This window comes from Aeromonas oralensis (assembly GCF_049665575.1).
Lineage (GTDB): Bacteria > Pseudomonadota > Gammaproteobacteria > Enterobacterales > Aeromonadaceae > Aeromonas > Aeromonas hydrophila.
This window is the reverse complement of the sequence record NZ_CP187186.1, coordinates 3,678,092-3,702,306: the sequence shown is the minus strand read 5'-3', so window position 1 is coordinate 3,702,306 and position 24,215 is coordinate 3,678,092. Positions and strand designations below refer to the sequence as shown.

General features: G+C 58.1%; 20 protein-coding genes and 13 tRNA genes. 18 read left to right on the top strand and 15 right to left on the bottom strand.

Annotated elements, in window-relative coordinates; all coding sequences use genetic code 11:
* Positions 1 to 7: 7 nt before the first annotated feature.
* The 5 genes from ACPDZI_RS17180 to ACPDZI_RS17160 form a co-directional block, all read right to left on the bottom strand.
* A complete protein-coding gene (locus ACPDZI_RS17180; RefSeq protein WP_438833531.1) occupies positions 8 to 1,717 on the bottom strand; it encodes an FAD-dependent oxidoreductase in 1,710 nt (569 codons plus the stop codon).
* A 33-nt stretch (positions 1,718 to 1,750) separates the two neighbouring features.
* On the bottom strand, positions 1,751 to 2,749 hold the full coding sequence (locus ACPDZI_RS17175) for an SLAC1 anion channel family protein (protein ID WP_226031392.1): 999 nt from the start codon (positions 2,747 to 2,749) through the stop codon (positions 1,751 to 1,753).
* A 361-nt stretch (positions 2,750 to 3,110) separates the two neighbouring features.
* Positions 3,111 to 3,638, bottom strand: a complete 528-nt coding sequence (locus ACPDZI_RS17170) for a NifB/NifX family molybdenum-iron cluster-binding protein (RefSeq protein WP_160839159.1) — start codon at positions 3,636 to 3,638, stop codon at positions 3,111 to 3,113.
* Entirely contained in the window at positions 3,613 to 3,933 is a 321-nt protein-coding gene (locus ACPDZI_RS17165) for a DUF134 domain-containing protein (RefSeq protein WP_160839161.1), read from the bottom strand. Before ACPDZI_RS17165 ends, ACPDZI_RS17170 begins: the two co-directional genes overlap by 26 nt.
* A 1,092-nt stretch (positions 3,934 to 5,025) precedes the next feature.
* The gene (locus tag ACPDZI_RS17160) at positions 5,026 to 7,239 is read right to left on the bottom strand and encodes an immune inhibitor A domain-containing protein (RefSeq protein WP_438833529.1); all 2,214 of its coding nucleotides are present in this window, start codon (positions 7,237 to 7,239) and stop codon (positions 5,026 to 5,028) included.
* 485 nt (positions 7,240 to 7,724) lie between these two features.
* On the opposite strand from ACPDZI_RS17160, the gene rraB reads away from it, so the two are divergent.
* Positions 7,725 to 8,072, top strand: coding sequence for a ribonuclease E inhibitor RraB (gene rraB / locus ACPDZI_RS17155; protein WP_438833528.1), 348 nt, complete (start codon positions 7,725 to 7,727; stop codon positions 8,070 to 8,072).
* 166 nt (positions 8,073 to 8,238) lie between these two features.
* On the opposite strand, the gene ACPDZI_RS17150 is transcribed toward rraB, so the two are convergent.
* The gene (locus ACPDZI_RS17150) at positions 8,239 to 10,212 is read right to left on the bottom strand and encodes a putative bifunctional diguanylate cyclase/phosphodiesterase (protein WP_438833527.1); all 1,974 of its coding nucleotides are present in this window, start codon (positions 10,210 to 10,212) and stop codon (positions 8,239 to 8,241) included.
* Between the two features lie 171 nt (positions 10,213 to 10,383).
* Here ACPDZI_RS17150 and ACPDZI_RS17145 point away from each other — a divergent pair, with 171 nt between their 5' ends.
* Positions 10,384 to 10,878 carry a hypothetical protein gene (locus ACPDZI_RS17145; protein ID WP_187267895.1) on the top strand — a complete coding sequence of 165 codons (495 nt, stop codon included), beginning with the start codon at positions 10,384 to 10,386 and terminating at the stop codon, positions 10,876 to 10,878.
* Positions 10,879 to 11,021: 143 nt separating this feature from the next.
* Here the strand turns inward: ACPDZI_RS17145 and ACPDZI_RS17140 are convergent, their stop codons facing one another.
* The 5 genes from ACPDZI_RS17140 to rsgA are packed head-to-tail and all read right to left on the bottom strand — an operon-like array spanning position 11,022 to position 13,862.
* Positions 11,022 to 11,420 carry a hypothetical protein gene (locus tag ACPDZI_RS17140; RefSeq protein WP_202009082.1) on the bottom strand — a complete coding sequence of 133 codons (399 nt, stop codon included), beginning with the start codon at positions 11,418 to 11,420 and terminating at the stop codon, positions 11,022 to 11,024.
* Between the two features lie 2 nt (positions 11,421 to 11,422).
* Positions 11,423 to 11,674, bottom strand: a complete 252-nt coding sequence (locus ACPDZI_RS17135; RefSeq protein WP_011707214.1) for a DUF2960 domain-containing protein — start codon at positions 11,672 to 11,674, stop codon at positions 11,423 to 11,425.
* 4 nt (positions 11,675 to 11,678) lie between these two features.
* Positions 11,679 to 11,930, bottom strand: coding sequence for a VF530 family DNA-binding protein (locus ACPDZI_RS17130; protein WP_041217797.1), 252 nt, complete (start codon positions 11,928 to 11,930; stop codon positions 11,679 to 11,681).
* Positions 11,927 to 12,799: an archaetidylserine decarboxylase gene (gene asd, locus ACPDZI_RS17125; protein WP_438833526.1), complete on the bottom strand. Its 873-nt coding sequence runs from the start codon at positions 12,797 to 12,799 to the stop codon at positions 11,927 to 11,929. Before asd ends, ACPDZI_RS17130 begins: the two co-directional genes overlap by 4 nt.
* Before the next feature lie 28 nt (positions 12,800 to 12,827).
* Positions 12,828 to 13,862, bottom strand: coding sequence for a small ribosomal subunit biogenesis GTPase RsgA (gene rsgA / locus ACPDZI_RS17120; RefSeq protein ID WP_438833525.1), 1,035 nt, complete (start codon positions 13,860 to 13,862; stop codon positions 12,828 to 12,830).
* A gap of 91 nt (positions 13,863 to 13,953) precedes the next feature.
* Between rsgA and orn the strand changes: the two genes are divergently transcribed.
* The 8 genes from orn to ACPDZI_RS17080 all read left to right on the top strand — a co-directional run bounded on the left by orn (position 13,954) and on the right by ACPDZI_RS17080 (position 15,362).
* Positions 13,954 to 14,499, top strand: coding sequence for an oligoribonuclease (gene orn / locus ACPDZI_RS17115; RefSeq protein ID WP_206818734.1), 546 nt, complete (start codon positions 13,954 to 13,956; stop codon positions 14,497 to 14,499).
* 177 nt (positions 14,500 to 14,676) lie between these two features.
* A tRNA-Gly gene (locus tag ACPDZI_RS17110) sits at positions 14,677 to 14,752 on the top strand.
* A gap of 25 nt (positions 14,753 to 14,777) precedes the next feature.
* Positions 14,778 to 14,853, top strand: a tRNA-Gly gene (locus ACPDZI_RS17105).
* A 33-nt stretch (positions 14,854 to 14,886) separates the two neighbouring features.
* Positions 14,887 to 14,962 (top strand) — tRNA-Gly (locus ACPDZI_RS17100).
* 24 nt (positions 14,963 to 14,986) lie between these two features.
* Positions 14,987 to 15,062: transfer RNA gene (locus tag ACPDZI_RS17095), tRNA-Gly, on the top strand.
* A gap of 24 nt (positions 15,063 to 15,086) precedes the next feature.
* A tRNA-Gly gene (locus ACPDZI_RS17090) sits at positions 15,087 to 15,162 on the top strand.
* A 24-nt stretch (positions 15,163 to 15,186) separates the two neighbouring features.
* Positions 15,187 to 15,262, top strand: a tRNA-Gly gene (locus tag ACPDZI_RS17085).
* 24 nt (positions 15,263 to 15,286) lie between these two features.
* Positions 15,287 to 15,362: transfer RNA gene (locus ACPDZI_RS17080), tRNA-Gly, on the top strand.
* Between the two features lie 277 nt (positions 15,363 to 15,639).
* Here the strand turns inward: ACPDZI_RS17080 and ACPDZI_RS17075 are convergent.
* The 3 genes from ACPDZI_RS17075 to ACPDZI_RS17065 form a co-directional block, all read right to left on the bottom strand.
* On the bottom strand, positions 15,640 to 15,849 hold the full coding sequence (locus ACPDZI_RS17075; protein ID WP_011707209.1) for a cold-shock protein: 210 nt from the start codon (positions 15,847 to 15,849) through the stop codon (positions 15,640 to 15,642).
* 272 nt (positions 15,850 to 16,121) lie between these two features.
* A complete protein-coding gene (locus ACPDZI_RS17070; protein WP_438833524.1) occupies positions 16,122 to 16,790 on the bottom strand; it encodes a LysM-like peptidoglycan-binding domain-containing protein in 669 nt (222 codons plus the stop codon).
* 98 nt (positions 16,791 to 16,888) lie between these two features.
* Positions 16,889 to 18,991, bottom strand: a complete 2,103-nt coding sequence (locus tag ACPDZI_RS17065) for a methyl-accepting chemotaxis protein (protein ID WP_438833523.1) — start codon at positions 18,989 to 18,991, stop codon at positions 16,889 to 16,891.
* Between the two features lie 260 nt (positions 18,992 to 19,251).
* On the opposite strand from ACPDZI_RS17065, the gene gltX reads away from it, so the two are divergent.
* The 8 genes from gltX to ACPDZI_RS17025 all read left to right on the top strand — a co-directional run bounded on the left by gltX (position 19,252) and on the right by ACPDZI_RS17025 (position 21,708).
* A complete protein-coding gene (gene gltX / locus ACPDZI_RS17060; RefSeq protein WP_331414661.1) occupies positions 19,252 to 20,667 on the top strand; it encodes a glutamate--tRNA ligase in 1,416 nt (471 codons plus the stop codon).
* 15 nt (positions 20,668 to 20,682) lie between these two features.
* Positions 20,683 to 20,814 carry a glutamyl-tRNA synthetase gene (locus tag ACPDZI_RS17055; RefSeq protein ID WP_223302521.1) on the top strand — a complete coding sequence of 44 codons (132 nt, stop codon included), beginning with the start codon at positions 20,683 to 20,685 and terminating at the stop codon, positions 20,812 to 20,814.
* A 237-nt stretch (positions 20,815 to 21,051) separates the two neighbouring features.
* Positions 21,052 to 21,127: transfer RNA gene (locus ACPDZI_RS17050), tRNA-Ala, on the top strand.
* Between the two features lie 28 nt (positions 21,128 to 21,155).
* Positions 21,156 to 21,231: transfer RNA gene (locus ACPDZI_RS17045), tRNA-Ala, on the top strand.
* Positions 21,232 to 21,259: 28 nt separating this feature from the next.
* Positions 21,260 to 21,335 (top strand) — tRNA-Ala (locus ACPDZI_RS17040).
* 63 nt (positions 21,336 to 21,398) lie between these two features.
* Positions 21,399 to 21,474, top strand: a tRNA-Ala gene (locus ACPDZI_RS17035).
* 48 nt (positions 21,475 to 21,522) lie between these two features.
* Positions 21,523 to 21,598 (top strand) — tRNA-Ala (locus ACPDZI_RS17030).
* A 34-nt stretch (positions 21,599 to 21,632) separates the two neighbouring features.
* A tRNA-Ala gene (locus ACPDZI_RS17025) sits at positions 21,633 to 21,708 on the top strand.
* Positions 21,709 to 21,844: 136 nt separating this feature from the next.
* On the opposite strand, the gene ACPDZI_RS17020 is transcribed toward ACPDZI_RS17025, so the two are convergent.
* The gene (locus tag ACPDZI_RS17020; protein WP_438833522.1) at positions 21,845 to 23,989 is read right to left on the bottom strand and encodes an ExeM/NucH family extracellular endonuclease; all 2,145 of its coding nucleotides are present in this window, start codon (positions 23,987 to 23,989) and stop codon (positions 21,845 to 21,847) included.
* Between the last annotated feature and the right edge of the window lie 226 nt (positions 23,990 to 24,215).

The window sequence follows — 24,215 nt, the reverse complement described above, 5'->3', positions numbered from 1 at the left end:
TTACAGATCAAAACGAATCTGTAACCATCTGATAGGTCTTGTAGCCCCCGGTCAGATTGCGGGCTTGAAATCCGTTTTGTACCAACATGCGATAGGCAACATGTCCGCGCAAACCGACCTGGCAAGCCACCAAAATTTCTTTATCGACAGGTAGCGTATATAAACGATCCCGTAACGCATCGAGTGGAATATTCAATGCGTTCGGAAAGACGCCTGATGCCTCCAGCTCTGGCGGATTTCGCACATCCAGCACGACTTGATCGGAAGCGCCCAGCAATAGTTCTTCGGTGTGACAAATTGCCTCATCACCATTCATCACATTACTGGCAACCATACCGGCTTGGTTCACCACATCACGCGCCGAACCAAACGGTGGCGCATATGTCAATTCCAGATCAGCCAACTGCTGAACGGTCATCCGGGCTCGTTGCGCAACGGCTAAAACATCAATCCGTTTGTCGATACCATCCAAACCAGCCGCCTGGGCACCCAGGATCTGGCCATCCGTTGGATCAAACAGTAATTTCAAGGTCACCGGGTGAGCACCGGGGTAGTAACTGGCGTGACTGGCGGTATGCACGTAAATCTTTTCATAGTTCATATTCAATCGCTTGAGTGTTTTTTCATTCAAGCCTGTACTGCCAATTGCCATGTCAAACAATTTGCAGATCGCTGTGCCTTGTGTCCGGCGATAATGCTCATGGCGACCAAGCATATTGTCAGCAGCAATCCGACCTTGCCGATTAGCGGGCCCTGCCAATGGCACCAGCGCCGCGTCGCCGGTGACGAAATTTTCCGTCTCTACCACATCGCCTACCGCATAAATATCTGGTTCAGACGTTTGCATGGCGCTATTAACCTTGATTCCGCCCAGAGCACCTAATTCCAAACCAGCTTTTACGGCCAGCGTCGTTTCAGGTTTTACACCAATAGCAAGAATGACCATGCCTGTCTGCAACATATCGCCGGAACTCAACATCAAATCCAAGTTATGGGTATGTGTGACGGGGGTGTCATATACAGCAGTCGCCTCAGGTTCGGCCGGATAAAAGTCAGCCACTGAAATGGCCGCCAAACCGGTTTTAAGACGCAAATCGATGCCTTTTTCGCACATATGGCGGTGCAACATATTGGCCATTTCACGATCAACCGGGGCCATAACCTGATCGGAGAGTTCCAAAAGGGTGACGTCAATCCCTCTATGGTGCAGTGCTTCAACCATCTCCAACCCAATAAAACCACCCCCGACAACAGTTACATGCTTAGGCTTCTCCGCTGCCAGTACAACTAGGATCTTATCCATATCCGGTATGCTACGCAGACTGTAGACATGATGACTATTAATGCCCGGTATTGGCGGTTTAATCGGTGATGCGCCTGGGCTTAATAATAGCTTATCATATGACTCCTGATAGGTTTCCCCCGTCAACGTCTGCTGAATCGTTATAACTTTATTTTTTACATCAATGTCTATAACGTCATTAAATACACGAACATCAACATTGAATCGGTTTTTGAAACTATCAGGAGTTTGAAGTATCAAGGCATCCCGTGATTCGATTTCACCACTGATATGATACGGCAAACCACAGTTTGCAAAGGATACAAACTCTCCACGCTCTAGAACTATGATTTCAGCATCTTCTGCTACTCTTCTTGCTCGTGCAGCTGCGGAGGCCCCACCGGCGACACCACCGACAATTACAATCTTCATCATAAAAATCCCTACGGTACAATCAATTAACGACTCTTATTCAGGTCGGCACAATTCAGCAGCAAGCACAGCTTTTATGGTGCGAATTACCAACCAGAACAATAAAACAGTCAATAAACACAATAGTACGCCCGATAACGCTTGGAAAAATACAGATGATGTCAGATGTGCCATTTTCATTGAGGCAATAGTTAAAGCGGCTAAAGGAAAGGAATAGGCCCAGGAAGAGATAAAAAATGGCACTTTGAAAAATCTAAATATATTCATTGCAAGTAATAAGCCTAGAAATAGTGCGATGTAATAGATAACTCTTGCAAAAACATCAAGCTGGCCAACTAGGCTGGTATAGGAGACAAATCCAACAGAGGGGGGAGCTAGAAGAATAAATAGCATAGGGGTCATTCGAGCGGGTAATGGCTCATGAAAGAACAGCCGGTACATGATGATCGTCAACAGTACGATCCAAAATACGATCCCGATACTGAAACAAAACCAGCTCAACTCGGTGTAACCTAATTGGCTACCTGTAATAGGGACAATAATATTGCCAACCACAGGAATAAACCAACTTGGGTTCGCATGTGATAGAGTGTAGTGAGTGTGGTGAATCCAACTGCTCATCACATACATGGTAAGAGCAATTTGCAAGGTGGTTCCAGCAATCCATAAATAAGTGGAAGTTATTGTTTCATGCTGCCAAACAACAGAAAGTAGCAAGAGGCTGATAGAAAAAGAAGGAAAGAAGTTTATTCGAACCGGGTGGCGAATTTCTTCTAGCACTGAATGAGTATAACGCCCTATTTTTACCGCATAAAGGATTGACAATATGACCATCGCTATTGATGTCGCGTAAGCAAATATTGACCAAATGGCCATGCCATGAAAGAAAATGGCAGAGGCACCTTTCCAAGCCAGAGTAAATCCGGACAATCCCATAATCATCGAAAAAAATGACACTGGAAAATAAGCAATTCTAGGCAAGTCAGGCTCAAGATTAGACTGAGGAACATTTAAAGTCATTTTGATATCCACCATGAGTGTTGATTTTATTCAAGCTACTACATTAGAGATGTCTAATTCAACTGATTTGTCTCAACTTCTTCATCTTGATGAAATAATAATAAATATCTGACTGAGCATTCAGTCCATGCTCAGTCAGAACCTTTACCTATGTTTATTTTTACTAAGGTAATATTACAAAATTAGCGTTGCTGTTTAACTGGTTCGGATATCTGATATAAATGCTCATCACATCGTGTATGACAACCACAAAGCCGCTCTTGACCAGTTTCAGGTGATATTGTCAATTCTCGCTTGCGCACCTGGCGGAGCCAGAACAGAAGTGCAACACCCAACAAGTTCAGCCAAGTGAACAATATTGGCAACACACATTGACTTAGGACTGACAGCATTTGCCACGACCCTGGCCGCGATGACCACAGCCATGTCTGTGTATCTGGTTCCCTTGACCATGAACCATCTCTTGCTGAAGAGGCTTAGTTTCGTGACAGCAAGCCACTGAGTACTCCCCTTCGGAATGCTTACAACCACCAGACTTTTTCTTCACTTCATGATTCAGCGATTGACGGCCTTGACTAGCCTGATGCAACTGCTTCAGTCCACTGGTAACTGGATCAACCAGCTCATGAGTTGGGCGGCGACCACAGTCAGTCTGATACACGACAAACTGCCGGGCCAGCAATTTTCCCAACATCTGCTCGCCGATATTGCGAACTACAATCCGCTCAACCTGTTGCTCTGCTAATAGATCGACCATTTTCTGTTTACCGGCACAATTAGCCGCCAGTGCAGGATTGTCGACCCGGTTAATCTCAACGCCACGTTCATCTAGAAAGACTAAGCAATTAGCCTTGGTAAAATGGTTGGCGACCCGATCATCAATCATTGGAATGGCTGTGATCATGTTTTGTAACTCCTTCATCCTCAAGGTGCATCATAAGGGCCTTGCCCTGGGTTAAGCAGTCCACGACCTTGAAACGGGCTGCTTTCAGAACATTGGCCAGTGTCTGCCGGGAAACCCCCATCTCCACCGCCGCTTCTTGCTGTTGCATGCCGAGTAAATCGACCAATCGCAAGGCTTCAAACTCATCATCTTTCAAGCGAACTTGCTCCAACTGGCTCATGGGTCGAGCATTTGGCTTGAAGCAACTATCCGCTGGGCGGCCACAGATGTTACGTGGAATCTTAGGTCTAGCCATTAGGGTTCCTTACTGGCATATGCCATATATACACCTTGAATGTGGCATATGCAACATATTGGTTGTGGTTAGAGACAAATCTAGATCGGACGCTCATTAATTGGGCTTCATATGAGGTTCTTTTCGCGTCATCTAGAGCCTTGCTGTGACATGGTAATCTTTTATGGTTTTTCAAAATTGTGCCGAACTACCAATCGCTTTCATCCCAAAAATGAGTTTCGAAAGGGACTTTTTTTGGCTTGGCGCATAGTTTGTGCCCCAGTTTCTACCTGCATGTTCTTGAGGTCGAAGCAATGATTAAACCGAAATCAATATCCTACCAAATTCCTCAGCAGATGTTTCTCATCGAGGCTGTTCCGAGCTGGATGCACGTCATCATGTGGGGAGAGGGCTTACTGCGCTGTTCTAGGTCAAAAAACAGAATTAGATGATGGTTCTCATTGGTTTTATCTTGTAAGCACTCCATCAGTTGGGTAGGTATGTAGGCATAGAGCTCAGGAACCTGTAACAGATTTTGAGCGGAAACTAGGGGCGATTCATGAGACTGCAAGCTCCTTTGCTCTATGACGAGGAGCCCACACAGAACACTGCAATCCTAGCTAAATAAATAGTCTGTTTCGGAGCAGGAAACGGTAAGTGTTAATCTGGCAGGGTATTGAAGGTCTAATCACCGGATAATGCGTTTGAGCCATGAAGCGCTGACTAGCATCAGGGAGCAGAAAGGCGAAATTTTTTAATCCTAAGCTTGTAGAGCCTAAACGTGCCAGAGATTGACCAGAGACGCATAACAAAAAGGCCTCGCATTGAAAGCGAAGCCTTGTGGAGTGTGCTGTCCAGAGCTGTGGTATGTAAACTGTCATGAGGATTTTCAATCCCCTGCTCTACCGACTGAGCTATCTGGGCAACGGCGCGCATTAAACCCTTTCTGAACGGATGTGTCAACCTCAGGGTGCAGACAGTTGAACTGTTCGCTCGACAAGTGAGCGATTAGGGCGTTTGTTGGGCGGTTTGGCCCGTTTTCATCCTGGGCGGCAGGTCAGCAGATAAGAAAAGGGGGCCTGAGGGGCCCCCTGGTCATAACTGTTGTGCTCCTCAGTGGCGGCTGACGATGATCCGCCCGGTGCTCATGTCACGGGCCTGGCCGGTGACACTGATCTTGAGCCCGTATTCGGGCAGCAGGCGACCGGCATCCGGGATCTCCTTGCTCTGGTAGCTGCGGGAATCCTTGAACACCCGGTTCGGGGTGATCCAGAAGTCGCGCAGCAGTGAGCCGCTTGGGTGTTTCAGGTTGAGCGGCTGCTGGAAGCCCAGGCTGAAGGTGGCGTCGTGGATCTGGTAGCGGGTGCCGGCCACGGCGCCGTCGCTCCACTTGAGGGTGCGCTGATCCGCATCCACCACCCCGAGGAAGCCCTCACCCGGGTGGACACCCACCCAGTTGTTGGCCTGGCTGTTGTCCACGTACCAGAGCAGCATGCCCGGCTCGTAGCGCATCAGCTGGTCGGCCACGTTGATGTGGGCCAGCCCCTTGTCCACCCCGGCGTGGTTGCGCCACTCGGCCAGGTAGTAGTGATCCTTGGCCTCGTTGCCGTTGCTCTTCACAAAGCCGGCCAGAGTGAAGGGGGAACTACCCTCAGCCCCATCGCTCAGCAGGGTGTCGCCATCGGCGAGGATCTGCAGCTCGTCCACGAACAACCCGTTCTCGGCCACGCCGCCATCGCTCTGATATTGCAGAGTGAGGGTGACCTGCTGACCGGCCCAGGGGGTGAGGTCGAACTCGGCATCGGTCCAGCCGTTGGAGTTGCCGGTGATGCCGATCCCGAAGCCGACCCCGTTGGGATCGTCGCTGGTGGTCAGGTTGCCCGCGATGGGCTGGCCGTTGACCAGCACCCGGGCGTAGTCGTATCCCTCTTCAATCTGATACCAGGCCTTGAAGCCGAGGCTGGCGCTCTGTTTGCCGCTCAGATCCAGCTTGATGCTCATGCGGTTGTCGAGGTTGTTGCCCTTGCCTCCGTGGTATTCGTACTGGCCGGCGTAGGGCGGGTTGAGCGGGATCTGCTTGGCCGGCAGGTTGATGCGCACCACGTCATCGTTGCGCCCCTTGTCGTTGGCCTGATCCAGCATGTAGACGTTGCCGCGAGGGCTGAGATCGGCGAGCTGCACGTTGCTGCCATGCAGCCAGTTGCCGCCGAGGGAGGCCTGCAGGAACTCCTTGGCCCAGGCAGAGAACCCGGTCGGCTCGGTGCCGCCGATGACCCCGGCCCAGGAGCCGGACGACATGATGGACCAGGTCGCCACCGGTTCACCCTTGCCGGTGTACTTGGTGTCGTACTCGTCCGGCAGCCCCAGATCGTGGCCATATTCGTGGGCACAGACCCCGGCGGCCGCATCGATGGGCTGGATGGTGTAGTCGTAGGCGGCAAACTGGCCGCCGAAGTTCTGGCTCGGGCTGCTGGTGCCGGGGATGGGGTAGGGGGCGCCCAGGTTCCAGCGATGGGCCCAGATGGCGTCTTCGCCGAGATCGCCACCACCAGCCTCCTCGCCGACGCTGGAGTGGAAGATCATCAGGTGGTCGATGAGTCCGTCCGGCTCGTTGCGGTTGCCGTTGCCGTTGAGATCGTAGCGATCCTCCTGGTCAAACTGCGCCAGATCGATGGAGGGGTCGTTCGCCACCTGGATCAGCGCCTCCTTCACCAGCTCCCGGATGGTATTCGGGGTGGCGTTGGCGCCGTAGTAGGCGGCGTTCTTGTCGGCGGTATACCAGCCCGCCACCTGACCGCGCACGCTGTAGCTCTGGCCGGACTGCTGCTCGTAGAACTGGCGCATGGAGATGAACCGCTCGCCGTTCGGGCCGGCATAGCCCTTGGACGAGAACAGCAGATCGTTGTAGTGCGCCGGGGTGTAATCCGGGTAGTACATCTTGGTGAGCTCGGGGCGCACGCTGTTCTTCGGGTAGTCGGGGAAGTCCACCAGGATGGCGAGGATCTTGTCCTTGCGCATCTGGCCCTGGTAGTGCTCCCGCTCGATGGCCTTGAGCAGCAGGGTGGGTACCCGATCACCGGGACGGGCAGTGCCGTTGAGGCGGATCTTCTTGAGGATGGTCTCGCGCACCTTGCCCTCTTTCACCGCCAGGGTGCCGCTGTTGCCCTGATAGGCCCGCGATTTCTCGCGGTAGTAGCTGGCGAGGGCCGCCTGCTCCTGCTCGGGGGAGGCCAGGGTGGGGATGCGGCCGCTCTTCTTGAGCATCTCCAGCACCTTCACCTCGTCGGCCAGCGGGGCATCGAACGGACCGTGGACCGGGGCGGCCATGGCCTGGTTTCCAATCATAAGGGTTGAGCCGACAAGCAGGCTCATTATTGTTTTTTTAGGCATTATCTATGTGCTCCTTCACATGATAAAAAGGGAGCCTGGCTGGCTCCTCTTTCCGTACGGGCAGTGCTCCGCCCGCGTCCCTTGATACACCTCGTCCATGGCCTTTGTCACCGGGGCTCCGCTGGTGGATCCTGCTAATTTCAAACGGCTTGTTGCGGGGGTTGTGCGGTTTTCATGCGCCCCATTGAAGCTCCGTATGGAGCAACTCATTCTCGGCAAAAGATTACGCTTTATTAACCTTTTGTGATGGCACCCCATTTGGGGTGGCCGTTGCCAGCTGCTTATCTTGGCTTGCCGCATTGAGCCAAGGTGGCTGTGCGGGTATGCTTTGCCGCAACCATGTCTGCGGGGCAGGGACACAGCCGCTACGGCGCCCGCCCGCGCGGGCATTTGATACCAACACAGTCGCATCTGGGGTTAATATGAGTCTTGATATGCAAGAGTGGCGCGAAGAGACCACCGCCATCGTCAACGAGTTGCTGGCCGATGGCAGCAACCCGGATCTGGAATACGAGATTGAGCACCACTTTGCCTGCCAGGATTTCGAGCTGCTGGAGAAGGCGGCGGTCGACCTGTTCAAGGCCGGTTTCGAAGTGACCGATGCCGAAGAGATGGAGCTGGATGACGGCGCCACCATCTTCTGCTTTGACGCCACCACCGAGTGCAAGCTGGACATCGAGACCATAGTCGCGGACATCGCCAAGATGCTGCCCATTCTCGAAAAATACGGCGTGGATTACGACGGTTGGGGCACCTACTTCCAGGAGTGATCCTGCTCAGGGGGCGTCATCGCCACCATGCTGGCCGTTCATTCCTCGAAAAATACGGCGTGGACTACGACGGCTGGGGTACCTACTTCCAGGAGTAAGGGCGCCAGCTCATGCACGCGTTGCAAAAACAACAAGGCCACCCTCGGGTGGCCTTGTTGTTGCTGGCTTACTGCTCCGGCAGCTGGTAACTGCGGGCAAACTCGGCGGGGGGCAGGGGACGGCTGAACAGGTAGCCCTGCAGCCGATCGCAGCCTGCCTGCACCAGCCAAGCTTGCTGCTCCTGCGTCTCCACCCCTTCGGCGGTGATCTTGATGCCGAGCTCGTGGCCCAGCCCGATGACGGAGCGCACGATGGCGGTGGTTGCCTGGTTGGTGGCAAGCCCCTGGGTGAAGCTGCGGTCCAGCTTGAGGGTGGCCACCTGCAGTCTGGGCAGATAGGCGAGCGAGCAGTAACCGGTGCCGAAGTCGTCGATGGCAAGCTGAAAGCCCGCCTCGATCAGGTTGGCCAGGTTGCTCTCAATCTCGTCGGCATTCTCCATCAGCACCCCTTCGGTGATCTCCAGCTCCAGCTGCCAGGGGGCGAGGCCGTGGCGCTCGATGCAGGCGAAGATCTGCGGACAGAGCTCGGGGTCGCGAAATTGCAGCGGCGACAGGTTGATGGAGAGCACCAGGTCTGGTGCCGCTACCTGCCAGCGGGCCAGCTGGGCACAGCCCTGCTCCAGCATGTGGCTGCCGAGCAGGCCGATAAGCCCCAGCTCCTCCGCCAGCAGGATGAACTCGTCCGGCGAGATCATGCCGAGCTCGGGGTGGGGCCAGCGGCAGAGCAGCTCGGCCCCGTGCAGCTGGCTGGTGCGGGTGCTGATGATGGGCTGGTAGACGGCAGTCAGCTGGCCGGACTTGATGGCCAGCGGCAATTGGGCGGCGATCAGCTGGCGGCGCTTGAGCTTGGCATCGAGTTCGGGATCGAACAGGGTGCAGTGCTGCTGCTGGCGCTTGCCCTGGGCCAGCGCGGCTTCGGCGTGGCTCAGCAGCCGTTCGGCGTCATTGGCCTTGCCGTGGGCGATGCCGAGGAACACCGGGATCTGGATCCTGTGCTCTTCCACCTGGTAGGGCACCATCAGCGCTTCCTGTAGACGGCGGCTCCAGCTGGTCAGCGGCTCGCTCAGCTCGGGCAGCAGCATGGCAAAGTCGTCGGCGGCGACCCGGCACACCAGCGACTGGGGCGGGGCCAGCTGTTGCAGGCGGCGGGCCACCTGATTGAGTAGCCGGTCGGCGACCCGGATGCCGAAGCGGTCGTTGATCTCGCGAAAGTGCTGCAAATCGACCAGCACCAGGCTCGCCTTGCGGGCGCCGAGATGGCGGCTGGTCTGCAGAAAGTGGGAGAGTTTGAGCAGGCCGGTCAGGCTGTCGTAGTGCTGCTCCTGCTGCAGCTGGGCCTGGGTGGTGCGCAGTCCGGTGATGTCGCGGCTCAGGGTGAGGATGCCGAGGGAGTTGCCCTCGTCATCCGGCACATCGACCCGGGTCACTTCCAGATGGCGGCCCTGGCCGTTGGCGTCCACCAGGCAGTATTCACCGCGCCCCATCGGCAGCTCGGTGGAGAGGCGGTGGGCGACCCGCTGGCCGAGCGCCTCGCTCGCCACCATGCCCATGAAGTCGAGAAAGGCCTGATTGCAGTCGATCAGCAGCCCCTGGTGGTCTTCCAGCCGGATCGGATCCGGGATGGCGTCCAGCAGGCGGCGTTGCAGCAGCTGCTGCTGGCGGAAGGTCTGTTCCAGCTCCTTGCGCTGGTCAATTTCATTGACCATGCCGAACAGGGCCACCGGTTTGCCTTGCCCGTCGTAGAGCGGGATCTTGTGGATCTCCATCCAGCTGGTGGCATCGCCGCTGTTGCAGTGCAACTGCTGATAGAGCAGTGGTTTACCCTCCGCCAGCAGGCGCAGATCCTCTTCCCGAAAGATGTCGCCCCAGGGCATGTCGGCATCGGTCTTGCCGATGAGATCCGCCGGTTGCGACAGGCCCGCCTGTTCCGTGAAGGCACGGTTGGCAAACAGGTAGCGCCCATCCGTATCCCGGCAGAAGATATTCATGGGTAGCTGGTCGATGATCTGCTGCAGCAGGGGCAGGGTGAGCAAGGAGTTCACACAGACACTCACGGGGGAAATTTCGAGCAAATCTATGATAGCAGGCTGGTTTTGTAAAGCTTGGGTTAAGGCTGACTCATTTCTGCTGATCCCTGCTGACAGTCTGTGTCGCTGACGCCATAATAGCCGCCGGTCGGCCGATGGCCGGATTATATGGATGAGAGAAGCAGCATGAAAAAGATTGTGGGAGTAGCACTGGCCCTGTTGATGGCCGGTTGTGCCAGCGACAACAATGGCGGCGAACAGTACCGCTATACCCCGCCGGTAGCCAAGGCGACCAACAACACCCAGGAGATGCAGATCCCGGTGGATCTGGTGTGGGCCCGTGCCGAGAAGTGGTTTGGCGATCACGGTCTTAACATCGAGAACAGCCAGCGCGGCTCCGGCCTGATGACCGCCAACGTCGAGAATTCGGCCGACGGTCTGGAGTGGCTGGATTGCGGTACCATGGGTTCCAAGGTCTCACTGGGCAACCCAAACCTGCAGATCAACCTGATCATCACCCAGAGCGGCAACAACAGCGTGGCGACCGTCAACGTCAAGGGCAACACCCAGCTCTACTTCGTCGAGTCCTCCGGCGAACGGGTGCTGGCACCCTCCATCACCCCGGTGTGCGTCTCCCGTGGCAGCCTGGAACAGAGCCTGTTCTCCACCCTCGGCAATTAAGTCGCGCCGAGTGCCAGCAAAAACCCCGTTGCCTGCAACGGGGTTTTTTGTTTCCGGCCTGGCGACAAGGTGCATGTAGCCGTTGTCGATAGCCGTAAAAAACAACCCCCAGCAGGGCCGGGGGTTGAATAGATACGGGTGGCTTAGCGGGCGACGTCGCCGTGAAACAGCGTCTGCTCGCCAACTTTGAGCACATAGCCCTTCCAGGGGAAGAGGGTGTAGCCGCTGCCTTGCCACGACCAGTTGCCTTCCGCCCCTTGGCGGGTGAGCAGGTGCTGCTCGCCGCTCGGCAGGGTGAGCTCGGCCTGGCTCTGATCGGCGTTGAACAGCACGAAGGCGCTGCTGGTCTGGCCGGCATCGGTCGGATTGAGCCGGATGCCCTGCTCGAACAGCCGCACGCACTGCTTGGTCAGCGCCGACCACTGATAGCCAGCACTGCCGATGCAGCCGTGGCTGTCGCGATCACTGCCAACCAGATGTTGTTCCGGGGTACTGCAGGCCGCCAGCAGCAGGGAGGCGGCCATCAGGGTCAAGGTGCGCATGCTTACTCCTTGGCGTCCCGTTCGATGACGATGTTGGAGAAGCCCAGCTCCTTGAAGTAGTTCTCCCGGTAATCCTTCACGCTCTTCTTGTCGCGCCGGCATACCTGGGCCAGCTGCTCTTCCATGGCATGGAAGCTGGCCAGGTTGATCCCCTCGGCAGCGGCAATGGCATCGTAGATGCTGTTGAACTTGTCGTTGGCGTAGCCAATCTCTTTGGTTTTTTTGCCGTAGGTGTAGGTAATCTTGAACGCCATGGCGTTATTCCTTTGATTTGGCCTGCTTGCGCTGAACGTACAGATAGAGGCTCTCGACCTTCTCTCTGGCCCAGGGGGTCTTGCGCAAAAACTTCAGGCTGGACTTGATGCTGGGATTATCGGTGAAGCAGCGGATATTGATCTGCTGCCCCAGCTCTTCCCAGCCATAGTATTCGACCAGTGCGGTGACGATGGCTTCCAGGGTCAGCCCGTGCAGCGGGTTGTTCTTCTGCGAGGAGGCGGGTTGCTCGCTCATGCCAGCGCCGCCAGCTTGGCAAAGGGCTGACCCATGCGGGTGGTGACCCCGTTGGTCAGATGGGGCTCGAAACCGGCCAGCATGCCCGGGCCAAACAGACAGACCACGGTACTGCCCAGCTTGAACAGGCCCATCTCGGCACCTTTTTGCAGGGTAATGGCCTCGTCGCCGGTGTAGTCCCAGCGCACGACGCGCTTCTCTTTGGTCGGCGCTATGTTGCCGGCCCAGATGGTCTCGATGCTGGCCACGATAGTGGCACCGACCAGCACCAGCGCCATGGGGCCGTGCGGGGTGCGGAAGGTGGCAACCACCCGCTCGTTGCGGGCAAACAGGTTGGGCACGTTCTCGGCGGTGAGCGGGTTGACGGAGAAGAGATCCCCCGGCACGAACACCATGCTCTCCAGCACGCCGTCCAGCGGCATGTGGATGCGGTGATAATCCTTGGGTGCCAGGTAGATGGTGGCGAACTCGCCATCCTTGAACGGCGCCACCAGATCCTCATAACCGCCCAGCAGCTCGCGGGCGCTGTAGTCGTGGCCCTTGGCCTGGATGATGCGACCCTGCTGGATGGGGCCGAGCTGGCTGACGGTGCCATCCACCGGCAGCGCCAGGGTCATGGCGTCTTCCACCACGGGGCGGATGCCGGGTTTGAGCTCGCGGGTGAAGAATTCGTTGAAGCTCTTGTAGTGGGCCGGACTCTCGTGCAGCGCCTCGCTCATGTCGACCTGGTACTGCTTGATAAAGGCCTCGATCACCCTGGTGGTGAGGTTGCCTGCTTCGGCAGCCGCAAGTTTGCCGACCAGGCGGGAGAGGGCGTGTTTGGGCAGACAGTATTGACCGGCAATTTTCAGGTTGTCAGTAATGCTCATGTTCATCATCAAGGTAGGTTGAATAGGGTCACAGCCGCGCCTGTTGGCGACCGTGACGGGCTTCCTGCATGGTTTCCAGGATGCGGTGATAGTTGTGGAAGCGATCGGCGCTGATAGAGCCACTGTCGACGGCGGCCCGCAGGGCGCAGCCGGGATCGTCCTTGTGGGTGCAGTCGCGGAACTTGCAGCCACCCAGGTAGTCGCGAAACTCGACGAAGCACCAGGTGATGCGGTCGGCTTCCAGATGCCAGAGGGCGAACTCGCGGATCCCGGGGGAGTCGATCAGATCGCCGCCGCTCGGGAAGTGATAGAGTCGCGCCGTGGTAGTGGTGTGCTGGCCGAGCCCCGAGTTCTCGGAGATCTCGCCGGTGAGCACATCCAGCCCCGGCATCAGGGCATTGGTGAGGGACGACTTGCCCACCCCGGACTGGCCGACGAAGATGCTGATTTTGTCGGTCAGTGCGGCTTTCAGCTCATCGAGACCTTCGCCGCTCTCGCAGCTTACCAGCAATACCTCGTAACCGAGCTTGCGGTAGGTTTCGAGCTGGCGCTCGATGCGGGCGCGGGCCGCGTCATCGAGCATGTCGACCTTGTTCAGCACGATCAGGGGGCGGATCTCCACATCCTCGGCGGCCACCAGATAGCGGTCGACGATGTTGGTGGAGAACTCGGGCATCACCGCCGAGACGATGATGATCTGGTCGATGTTGGCGGCGATGGGTTTGACCCCGTCGTAGAAGTCCGGCCGGGTCAGCACCGAGTGACGCGGATGCACCGCTTCGATGACGCCGGCAGTCGCGGCATTGAGGCCGGGACGCCACACCACCTTGTCACCGCACACCAGGCTGCTGATGCTGCTGCGCCGCAGGTTGCTGCGGTGGATGGCACCATCGCTCGCCTCAACGTCTGCGTGCTGACCAAAACGGCTGATCACCACCCCTTCGATGGCCGGGCCAAACAGGGTGTCATCCACGACCGTGGTGTGCTCTTTTTGCAGCCGCCGCTCGCGGTTGGCCTGGACGCGCCTTTGTTGACCCAGATTGAGTTTTGCTTTCTTTGCCACTCGATTCGCCAGTTTATGAACAGATCCAAAGCCAGTATGATACATGCAAATTGGCAAAATTCCGCCATTCCTCCCAATAGAGAGAGCAATCATGACAGTCAGCGCGCAGAACCTGGTATGGATCGACATGGAGATGACGGGTCTGGACCCCGAACAGAATGTGGTACTGGAGATCGCCACCATCGTCACCGACAAGGACCTGAACGTGCTGGCCGAAGGGCCGGTCATCGCCATTCACCAGAGCGATGAAGAGCTGGCCAAGATGGACGACTGGAACGTCAACACCCATACCAACAGCGGTCTGGTGGCCCGGGTCAAGGCGAGCCAGCATGATGAGGCGAAAGCCGTCGCCGAGACCCTCGAGTTCATTCGCCAGTGGGTGCCAGAGCGTACCAGCCCGCTGTGCGGCAACAGCATTGGCCAGGATCGTCGCTTCATGGTCAAGCACATGAGCGAGCTGGAAGCCTTCTTCCACTATCGCAACGTAGACGTCAGCACCATCAAGGAGTTGGTACGCCGCTGGCAGCCGGAACTGCTGGACCAGTTCAAGAAGAGCGGTACCCATCAGGCGCTGGACGACATCCGCGAATCCATTGCCGAACTGCAGTTTTACCGCAGCCACGTCTTCAAGATCTGAGTCTGCGGCAAGGGCTTGTGCTCTCCCGGTTGCTAAAATCGACAGTTCGACCAGCTTTTGAGCGAACGCGCGCAACCAGACAAAAAAGCCCTTGCAATTGGAATGTCTGCTCTTATAATTCGGCTCCCGTACAGTAGCGCAAGCAACCAAATGCTGTGCGGCCGTTTTAAGGTAGTTGCGGGAATAGCTCAGTTGGTAGAGCACGACCTTGCCAAGGTCGGGGTCGCGAGTTCGAGTCTCGTTTCCCGCTCCAAAAAGTTTGCTGATGACATTCCGATGCGGGAATAGCTCAGTTGGTAGAGCACGACCTTGCCAAGGTCGGGGTCGCGAGTTCGAGTCTCGTTTCCCGCTCCAATCATCAGCACAGCCTCAAGACAACCTAATGTTGCGGGAATAGCTCAGTTGGTAGAGCACGACCTTGCCAAGGTCGGGGTCGCGAGTTCGAGTCTCGTTTCCCGCTCCAAAAATTTGTAAGTGATATTCCGATGCGGGAATAGCTCAGTTGGTAGAGCACGACCTTGCCAAGGTCGGGGTCGCGAGTTCGAGTCTCGTTTCCCGCTCCAATCACTTGCAGATGACATCCTGTTGCGGGAATAGCTCAGTTGGTAGAGCACGACCTTGCCAAGGTCGGGGTCGCGAGTTCGAGTCTCGTTTCCCGCTCCAAAAATTTGTAAGTGACATTCCGTTGCGGGAATAGCTCAGTTGGTAGAGCACGACCTTGCCAAGGTCGGGGTCGCGAGTTCGAGTCTCGTTTCCCGCTCCAATCACTTGCAAATGACACCCTGTTGCGGGAATAGCTCAGTTGGTAGAGCACGACCTTGCCAAGGTCGGGGTCGCGAGTTCGAGTCTCGTTTCCCGCTCCAATCTCTCTTCGAAGTTCTCATCATCCCTTTGAATTGCCCATCACATCGCGCCGCGATGATTTGTCGTATCCGGCGTTCAGCCAGATCAGGCCCATGTCTTCTTCACCCGCGTGGTACACAGGTGCTGGGGAGGGCTGTGGTTATAGGCAAGCTTATGATTGTCGTGGGGAGGGTTGCTGTTGCTGCGGGCAAGCTTGTGAGCGTGGCGGGGAAGGGGAAACAGCGGGCAAAAAAATAGGAGGGCCGATGGCTCCTCCTACAGGCTCACTGGCGTGGCTTAGAGCAGGGTAACGTTCTCAGCCTGAGGGCCTTTTTTGCCCTGGGTCACAGTGAACTGGACTTTTTGACCTTCAGCCAGGGTCTTGAAACCGGCGCTCTGGATGGAGGAGAAGTGAACGAAAACGTCCGGTCCCTGAGATTGCTCGATGAAGCCAAAACCCTTGGTCTCATTGAACCATTTTACTTGGCCGGTGCGAATGTCAGACATGTGGTAAGTCCTATCTATAACAAAATGAAACTAAGCCTTGTTGGGCAGCATTTGCCTAGAAATCAGGGGTTGAAGCATGACTGACCACGTCAATTTGTCCCAGTAGCATGTAGAACAATCCCTGTCTAAAGCACAAACGATTGTACGTGAGCGCGATCCCTTGTCAATTTGGCACTTTTCATTTTTTGAGCAAGCTAAAAATATTGTGAACTCAGCGGCTTATTTCATGGACTCAGGTCAAAAAAACGGGAGGCACCAGGCCTCCCGTTGTTTCATTCCTTGAGGGCGAATCCTTCACCCTGTCGGTCGTAGCGGTAGATGGCCTGACCGTAGGAGCGGATCTCGACCCGCTGGATGCGGCGGGTGTCATCGATCAGGATGAACACGGCCCGACCCGATTGCAGGCGGGTCAGCGGCCGATCAGGCCCTTCGATGGCGATCAGGCGGCTGAGCTCGGCGCCCGGCAGCTCGAACTTGCGGAAGATGGAGTAGAGGGTCTCGCCGGCTTGCACGTCGTGCTGCAGCCAGGTGCCATCCACCTTCTCTTCGGCCGGTTTGGCAGCAGCCGGTGCACTGTCTGCGGCGCCATTGCCGACGGTGAGGGCCTGCGCCGGTACGGCGATGGGGACCGCCAGCGAACCGGACGGCGCGGCTTTGGGCGCGGGGGCGGCCGGCTCCCAGGCCAGCACCAGCAACCAGAGCGGGATCAGGATCAGCAGCCCTATGGTGTGCTTGCGCGGCAGCGGGCTCGCCAGCTTGAACTTGCCAGTTTTGGCTTCCTGGCCGCGTTGGCCAAGTCCGCTCATGCCCTGGCCGATGCGTTGACGCAGGGGCAGGGTGGCGGCATTGATACGATGGAGTAGGGATCCTTGTGATTCGTCTTGGCGACGCTGCTGGGCTCGTCTGTTGTGGCCACGGGGGCGACGGTCCGGGGTGGGCACGGCATTTACCTCTCACTACATTGCCTGCCATCAGGCAAATTCGTGCCTATGGTAAACGGACTCGCCCCCGAGGGGGAGAGTCCTGAGGTGGAAAATTATCAGCTGAGACGAAATTGTCCCAGTAATTGCTGTAAACGCTCGGCCGCCTGGCGCAACGCCTGGCTGGCTTTGGCCGTTTCGGTCGCATCCAGTGCGATGTCGTTGGCCAGTGCGTTGGTTTTTGACAGGTTGCCGGAGACGGTCTCGGAAACCGAGCTCTGCTCTTCGGCGGCGGAGGCGATCTGGTAGGTCATGTCGTTGATGGTGGAGATGGCCTGATAGATGCTGCCGAGCGCCTCTTCCGCCAGATCCGCCTCGCCCACCGCCTGATGGGTCAGTTGCTGGCTCTGGTTGATGGCGTTGACCGCGTTGGCCGAGCTGTGGCGGATCTTCTCGATCAGCTCCTGGGTATTCTGCACCGCCTGCTGGGTGTTGCCCGCCAGCTTGCGTACCTCGTCGGCCACCACCGCAAAGCCGCGGCCCTGCTCGCCGGCCCGGGCCGCCTCGATGGCGGCGTTGAGCGCCAGCAGGTTGGTCTGATCGGCGATCCCCTGAATGACGGTGAGGATGCTGGTGATCTGCTCGCTGTCGTGGGCCAGCCCCTCGACCACCTCGGCCCCCTTGCCGGCTTCGGCCGCCACCTTGTGCATCGACTGGATCACCTGCTGGAAGCGTACCTTGCCCTGATCCGCCGCCCCCTGGGCCTGCTTGGCCGAGTCGGCGGTGTTGTTGGCGTGGGTGGCCACCTCCTGGCTGACGTAGGACATCTCCTGTACCGCAGTCAGCATCTGCTCCATCTCCGCCTGGTGGTGCTGCAGGTTGGTGTCGGTCTGGCCGGCGATGCGATCGGTGTCGCCAGCGTGACGGTTGACCTCTCTGGCGGTCTTGAGCACATCCCCCAGCAGCACCTGCAGTTTGTCGATAAAGCGGTTGATGCCCTTGGCCAGATCCCCCAATTCATCGCGGGACTGGGTATTGAGCCGCTTGGTGAGATCTCCCTCGCCATCGGCGATGTCATCTACCAGGCTGACCATCTGGCGGATGGGGCCGGTGATGCTGCGGGCAATGACCAGCATGGTGGCCAGCGCCAGCACCAGCACGACGACGGCGCCCACCAGTTGCTGGGTCATGGCTGCCCGGTTCATGTCGCTCAGCTGGGCTTCCAGCTGGTCGGCCCCGGCCAGCACTACCTTGTAGGGCAGGGTGACGATGATGGCCCAGTTGCGGCTCATGCCCGGCACTGCGATGGGCACCGAGATACGAAACGCATCGTCGAGCTCCTGGCGCTGTACCTCGGGTTTGAGGTACTGCTGCCAGCCGTTGCCGAGCAGCTTGTCGGCGCGGCTGCCGAGCAGGCTGGCATCACCGCTGGTGCCGGTGATGACGCCGGCGGCGCTGACGATCAGGGTCTCGCCTTTGCCGTCATAGATGTTGCTGTTGAGGGACTGGGCCTGACGGCTGATGGAGTCCACCGCCAGATCGAGCGCGGCGATCCCCTTGAACTGGCCGCCCACCATGATGGGGGTGGTGATGGTGCTCACCAGCACCTGCTGGCCGTTGATGTCCACCTTGAAGGGGTCGATGAGGCAGGAGCGTCCCTCCCGTTTCGGGCAGGCGTAGTAGTCGTTGGCCGGATTGCCGAACTCGTCCGGATCGCTCTTCTCGATGGAGAGCAGCAGGTCGGTGCCGATGCTCTCCTTGTCGCGATAGAAATAGGGCACGAAGCGCCCCTTGCTGTCACTGCCCAGCGCCGTCTGGCCGGCGAAGCTGGCATCCTGGCCGTCGAAACCGTTGGGTTCGAAGCCGGCGAAGGCGCCGTAGAGCTGGGGTTCGAGGGCGAGCTGGGCCTTTAGCAGATCGGTGGCCTGCTGGCGATCCAGCGGCAGCTTGCCCTCCTGCTGCAGGGCGAGGGCGCTGGCCATCTGCTGGGTATAGGAGAGCCCCTTTTGCAGCAACTGGGTGATGGTGGCGGCCTCGGCACGGGCGTTGGCGCTGACCTTCTGCCATGCCTCCTGCTGCAGGGCGGCGCGGCTGGAGCTGATGGTCAGCTTCTGGGTCTGTTGACCCGAGTACTGGTTGAGCAGGATCAGGATGACCAGGGCGGCGGTCATGGCGATCCCGGCCATCACCAGAATGCGATTCTGGATAGAACGGAACTGCATCGTCTCTTCCTTGTTGGTGAGCGTTATTTGGATATCGGCCGGAGGAGGCAGCTCTCCAACACTTGTCATAGCAAAACGGAAACCGGGATTTTGTTTTGCGATCCCCTTCAAATATCAGGCGGCAAGCGGCTGGGACGCCTGTGCAACCCCCTACTTTTGCCCGCTGCGACTGCATGGTTTTCCCATCCGTCATTGTCGGTGCTAAAATGCGACGGTTTTTTTAACGAATTGGCCCAAGGCCCTCTACACAAGGCTTAAAGATGAAAGTCAAAACCCGTTTTGCTCCCAGCCCGACCGGCTTTTTGCATGTCGGCGGTGCCCGTACCGCACTCTATTCTTGGTTGTTTGCAAAGAACCAGGGCGGTGAGTTCGTGCTGCGTATCGAGGATACCGACCTGGAACGTTCCACTCAGGAGGCGATCGACGCCATCATTGAGGGCATGGAATGGCTGGAGCTGAACTGGGATGAGGGTCCCTACTACCAGACCAAGCGCTTCGATCGCTACAACGGCCTGATCGACGAGATGCTGGCTGACGGCCGTGCCTACAAGTGCTACTGCTCCAAGGAGCGGCTGGAAGCGCTGCGCGAAGGCCAGATGGCCAACGGCGAGAAGCCCCGCTACGACGGCAAGTGCCGCGACCACGCCCACGATCACCCGGCCGATGCGCCGCACGTCATCCGCTTCCGCAACCCGACCGAAGGTTCCGTGGTGTTCGATGACCACGTCCGTGGCCGTATCGAGTTCGCCAACACCGAGCTGGACGATCTGATCATCCGCCGTACCGACGGCGCGCCGACCTACAACTTCTGTGTGGTAGTTGATGACTGGGACATGGAGATCACCCATGTGGTGCGTGGCGAAGACCACATCAACAACACCCCGCGCCAGATCAACATCTACAAGGCGCTGAACGCGCCGGTGCCGGAGTTTGCCCACGTCTCCATGATCCTGGGTGACGACGGTGCCAAGCTCTCCAAGCGCCACGGTGCCGTGTCCGTGATGCAGTACCGCGACGACGGCTACCTGCCGGAAGCGCTGCTGAACTATCTGGTGCGTCTGGGCTGGTCCCATGGCGATCAGGAGATCTTCAGCCTGGAAGAGATGATCAAGCTGTTCAGCCTGGATGCCATCTCCAAGTCCGCCTCTGCCTTCAACACCGACAAGCTGCTGTGGCTGAACAACCACTACATGCGCAGCCTGGACCCGGCTTATGTTGCCAAGCATCTGGCATGGCACATGGAAAACCAGAAGATCGACACCAGCAATGGCCCGGCCCTGGCCGACGTGGTCACCCTGCTGGCCGAGCGCTGCAACACCCTGGTCGAGATGGCTGCCCAGAGCCGCTACCTGTTCGAAGATTTTGAGGCCATCGACGAAGCGGCTGCCAAGAAGCACCTGCGCGGCGTTGCTGCCGAGCCGCTGACCCTGGCCAAGGCCAAGCTGGCTGCCCTGGATAGCTGGACCACCGAAGCGTTGCACGAGCTGATTGAAGCGACCGCCGCCGAGCTGGGTCAGGGCATGGGCAAGGTTGGTATGCCGTTGCGTGTGGCCGTCACCGGTCTGGGTCAGTCTCCTGCCATCGACGCCGTGATGGCGCTGGTGGGCAAGGAGCGGGTACTGGCCCGTATCGACCGCGCCCTGGCGTACATCGAAGCACGCATGGCCGCCGAGTAAGCTTGCCGTCGCACATTGCCGTCACCGGTCTGGGGTAATCTCTCTCCTGCCATCGACGCCGTGATGGCGCTGGTGGGCAAGGAGCGGGTACTGGCCCGCATCGACCGCGCTTTGGCGTATATCGAAGCGCGCATGGCCGCTGAATAAGCGCCAGTCAGTGCTTGCGAAAGGGCTCCCGTACGGGGGCCCTTTGTTTTTGGTCAAAGGCCGGTTTTGTGACATAAAACAGCGAGATAGCTATGTCATTGCCGGTTAAATCGGCTAACTGCTTGAATTTTGACTAAACGCGCGAATCGGCGTTATTTTTGGGTTGACAGCAAAGCGGTCGGTGCCTATCATGCGCCTCCGTTGCCGGAGATAACTTTGGTAGCGCCGAGGTGAGTTGGGGTTATAGCTCAGCTGGGAGAGCGCTTGCATGGCATGCAAGAGGTCCGCGGTTCGATCCCGCGTAGCTCCACCAAATTCTCCTCGAACAATCTGGAATCAAAGGGGTTATAGCTCAGCTGGGAGAGCGCTTGCATGGCATGCAAGAGGTCCGCGGTTCGATCCCGCGTAGCTCCACCAAATTCTCCTCGAACAATCTGGAATCAAAGGGGTTATAGCTCAGCTGGGAGAGCGCTTGCATGGCATGCAAGAGGTCCGCGGTTCGATCCCGCGTAGCTCCACCAGGTTCCTGATTGAAATGAAGTACCCAGGGCTGTGCGGTGTGTATCACCCAGGCCGACCTTTGTGGGGTTATAGCTCAGCTGGGAGAGCGCTTGCATGGCATGCAAGAGGTCCGCGGTTCGATCCCGCGTAGCTCCACCATTATTTAGGATGAATGGCCGCCAGAACCATTCATTCAGTGCCGAATTTGGGGTTATAGCTCAGCTGGGAGAGCGCTTGCATGGCATGCAAGAGGTCCGCGGTTCGATCCCGCGTAGCTCCACCAAATTCAGAGTGACTCAGCGTCACTCACACACATCGGGGTTATAGCTCAGCTGGGAGAGCGCTTGCATGGCATGCAAGAGGTCCGCGGTTCGATCCCGCGTAGCTCCACCATCTTTCGTAACGAAAGTAGAAAAGGCCACCGCACTGCGGTGGCCTTTTTGTTTTGCGCTCCGTTCACCGGGCGTGCCGGCCGGCCCATAAAAAAGCCCGCATCGCTGCGGGCTTTTGGTTTGATGGCGATGGCTCATCAGCCGTGGCGACGACGCCAGGCCAGCGGCAGCAGCGCCAGCAGCAGGGCGCCCATGGCTCCGCCACCGCCGTTGCTCTCCTCTTGCAGCTTGAGGTCGACGATGATGGGATCGTGGTCGGAGGCGCTGAACGGGTTGTCCGACTTGATCATGTCGCCGGAGAAGTCCCGGCCGTATTCGAACAGGTTGCTCTCGAACGAGTTGATGTGCCAGTCGGCCACGGCGATCACCTTGCCGGCCAGCGCCGGGTTGGCGAGGGCATAGTCCAGGGTGCCGAGCTCGGCCTCGTAGCTGTAGGAGATGGCCTTCTCCTTGTTGAACTTGACGTTCATGTCCACCAGGCCGTAGCTCTTGGCCACTTCGCTGCCGGTCTGCTCAAAGACCTGGTCACCGAGGAAGGTCTGGGAGGCGGAGACTATCTTGCGCTGGCCGTCGGTCGGCACATAGTCGGTCAGCACCCGGATCGCATCTTCCCGGGCGTAGGAGTTGAAGTCGCCCACCAGCAGCACCTGGCCGGGCAGCTTGCTCACCGCCTCGCCCAGCACCTTGGCGGCGCTGACCCGGAACTCGGTGCACTTGCCCTGCAGATCGGCCGGCTCCTTGCCGTCCAGGTTTTCCAGGCAGCCTGAACCCTTGGACTTCAGATGGTTGACCACCAGGGTCAGCGGATCCTTGCTGCCCTCGACGGTGAAGGTCTGCACCAGGGAGTCACGCTGGGAGGCCTGTTTCTCGACCCCTTTGGCATCCAGGTATTTCTGCACCGGCAGGGTGATGACGTTGGCGTCCCCTTGCGGTGCCAGCTTGGCCGGCCGGTAGATCATGGCCACCATGATGGCGTCGCCACCGAAGTAGTGCTCGCCCTGCAGCAGCGCCTTGGGCAGGGTGACGAAGGCGTACTGCTTGCCCGCCTCTTTCTGCTGGGCGTTGAGGGCCTGTACCAGGTCGCTGATGGCGGAGTGGCTGTCAAAGCCGTTGTTCTCCATCTCCATCAGGCCGAGCAGGTCGGCATCCATCTCGGTGATGGCGTTGACGATCTTGGTGCGCTGCTTCTGGAAATCTTCCAGATTCTTGGCGCCCCGGTTGCAGCCCTTGGCGCTGTCTGCATCCGCCTGATCCTTGCACAGCACGTTGAGGGCACCGCCCACGCTGGAGTGGCTGGTGAAGTAGTTGAGCACGTTGAAGCTGCCGACGCGCAGATCGGTGCCGTCGGCACGGGCCGGGGCGCTCTGGCGGTCGTTGTCGCTGGTGCGCAGCAGATCGCCGGCGGTGATCACCTGATCCTGCGGCACGATCAGCCGGTACTCGTTGTAGCTGTAGCCCACCATGGCGTCCAGATTGACCGGGGCGTCGCCGATGCGCAGGTAACCCTGCTCCGGCTCCCAGGCCGGCAGCCAGGGTAGTTTGCCGTCGGCGGCCTTGAAGTCCGATTCGAGGAACACCCGGTTGCCGGCGTTGGCCTTGGCCAGTGCCTTGGCGGCCTTGCTGTCGGCGTCGTGCAGCTGGGTCGGTTTCATCAGCGGCGCCTGGTGGGAGAGCACCAGGTTGTTGCGCCGGGCGGCGTAGTCATAGCTGAAGTTGCGGCTGATTTTGAGCGCGCTGTCGGCGTCGAGCCGTACCCGCATCCCTTCGTGGCGCTCCAGCGCCCGGGCCAGGGTTTCGTTTTCCAGCACCCGCAGCGGGATGGCGGCCGGGACCGAGCCCTGGGCGACGACCTGCAGGCGCGGGGTGCCGCTGTCAAACACCGGCTTGAGCTGGGTGTGGTTGTAATACTCTTCGACCTTGGCCTCCAGGCAGACTTCGGCACCCGGCTTGATGTCCGGGTACTTGCTGGCGAAGTTCTTGTCGTTCAGGAAGACGAAGATGCCGTCCGAGGTCTGGGGGTTGCCGTCGCCCTGCACATCCAGCAGGTAGAACCCCTTGTTGAGGCTCTCGCCGAGGCCAGAGACCACTGCCTTGACCATGACACTCTGGGGGCTTTCGAACTTGTCGGCGGGAATGAGCGGGCTCTTGTCGCCGCTGCCCTGAATGACCGGGATCGGGGTGAGGGCGCTGTCGGCCGGGCAGCTGAAGCCGGCGGCATAGACGGACGGGGAGGCGAGCGCAAGCCCCACGGCCAGCGACAGCAGGGTACGTGTTCCTTTCATAACTGTTCCTTTTTTATTTTTTGCCAGTGTTTCCATAGCCTTGGCACATCGGCCAAGGGCGCGCATTGTCACATTTCTGGCATGTCATACCAGTGAGCCAACGCACATTACGGGGATACAAATGAGGGCAATGCCGGTTTTTTTGACTTGGCTAACAGTATGAAATTAATGACAAAAGAGTTATTTTGTCACATCAGTGAAAATGTGATCTGGCTGGCATCCACAT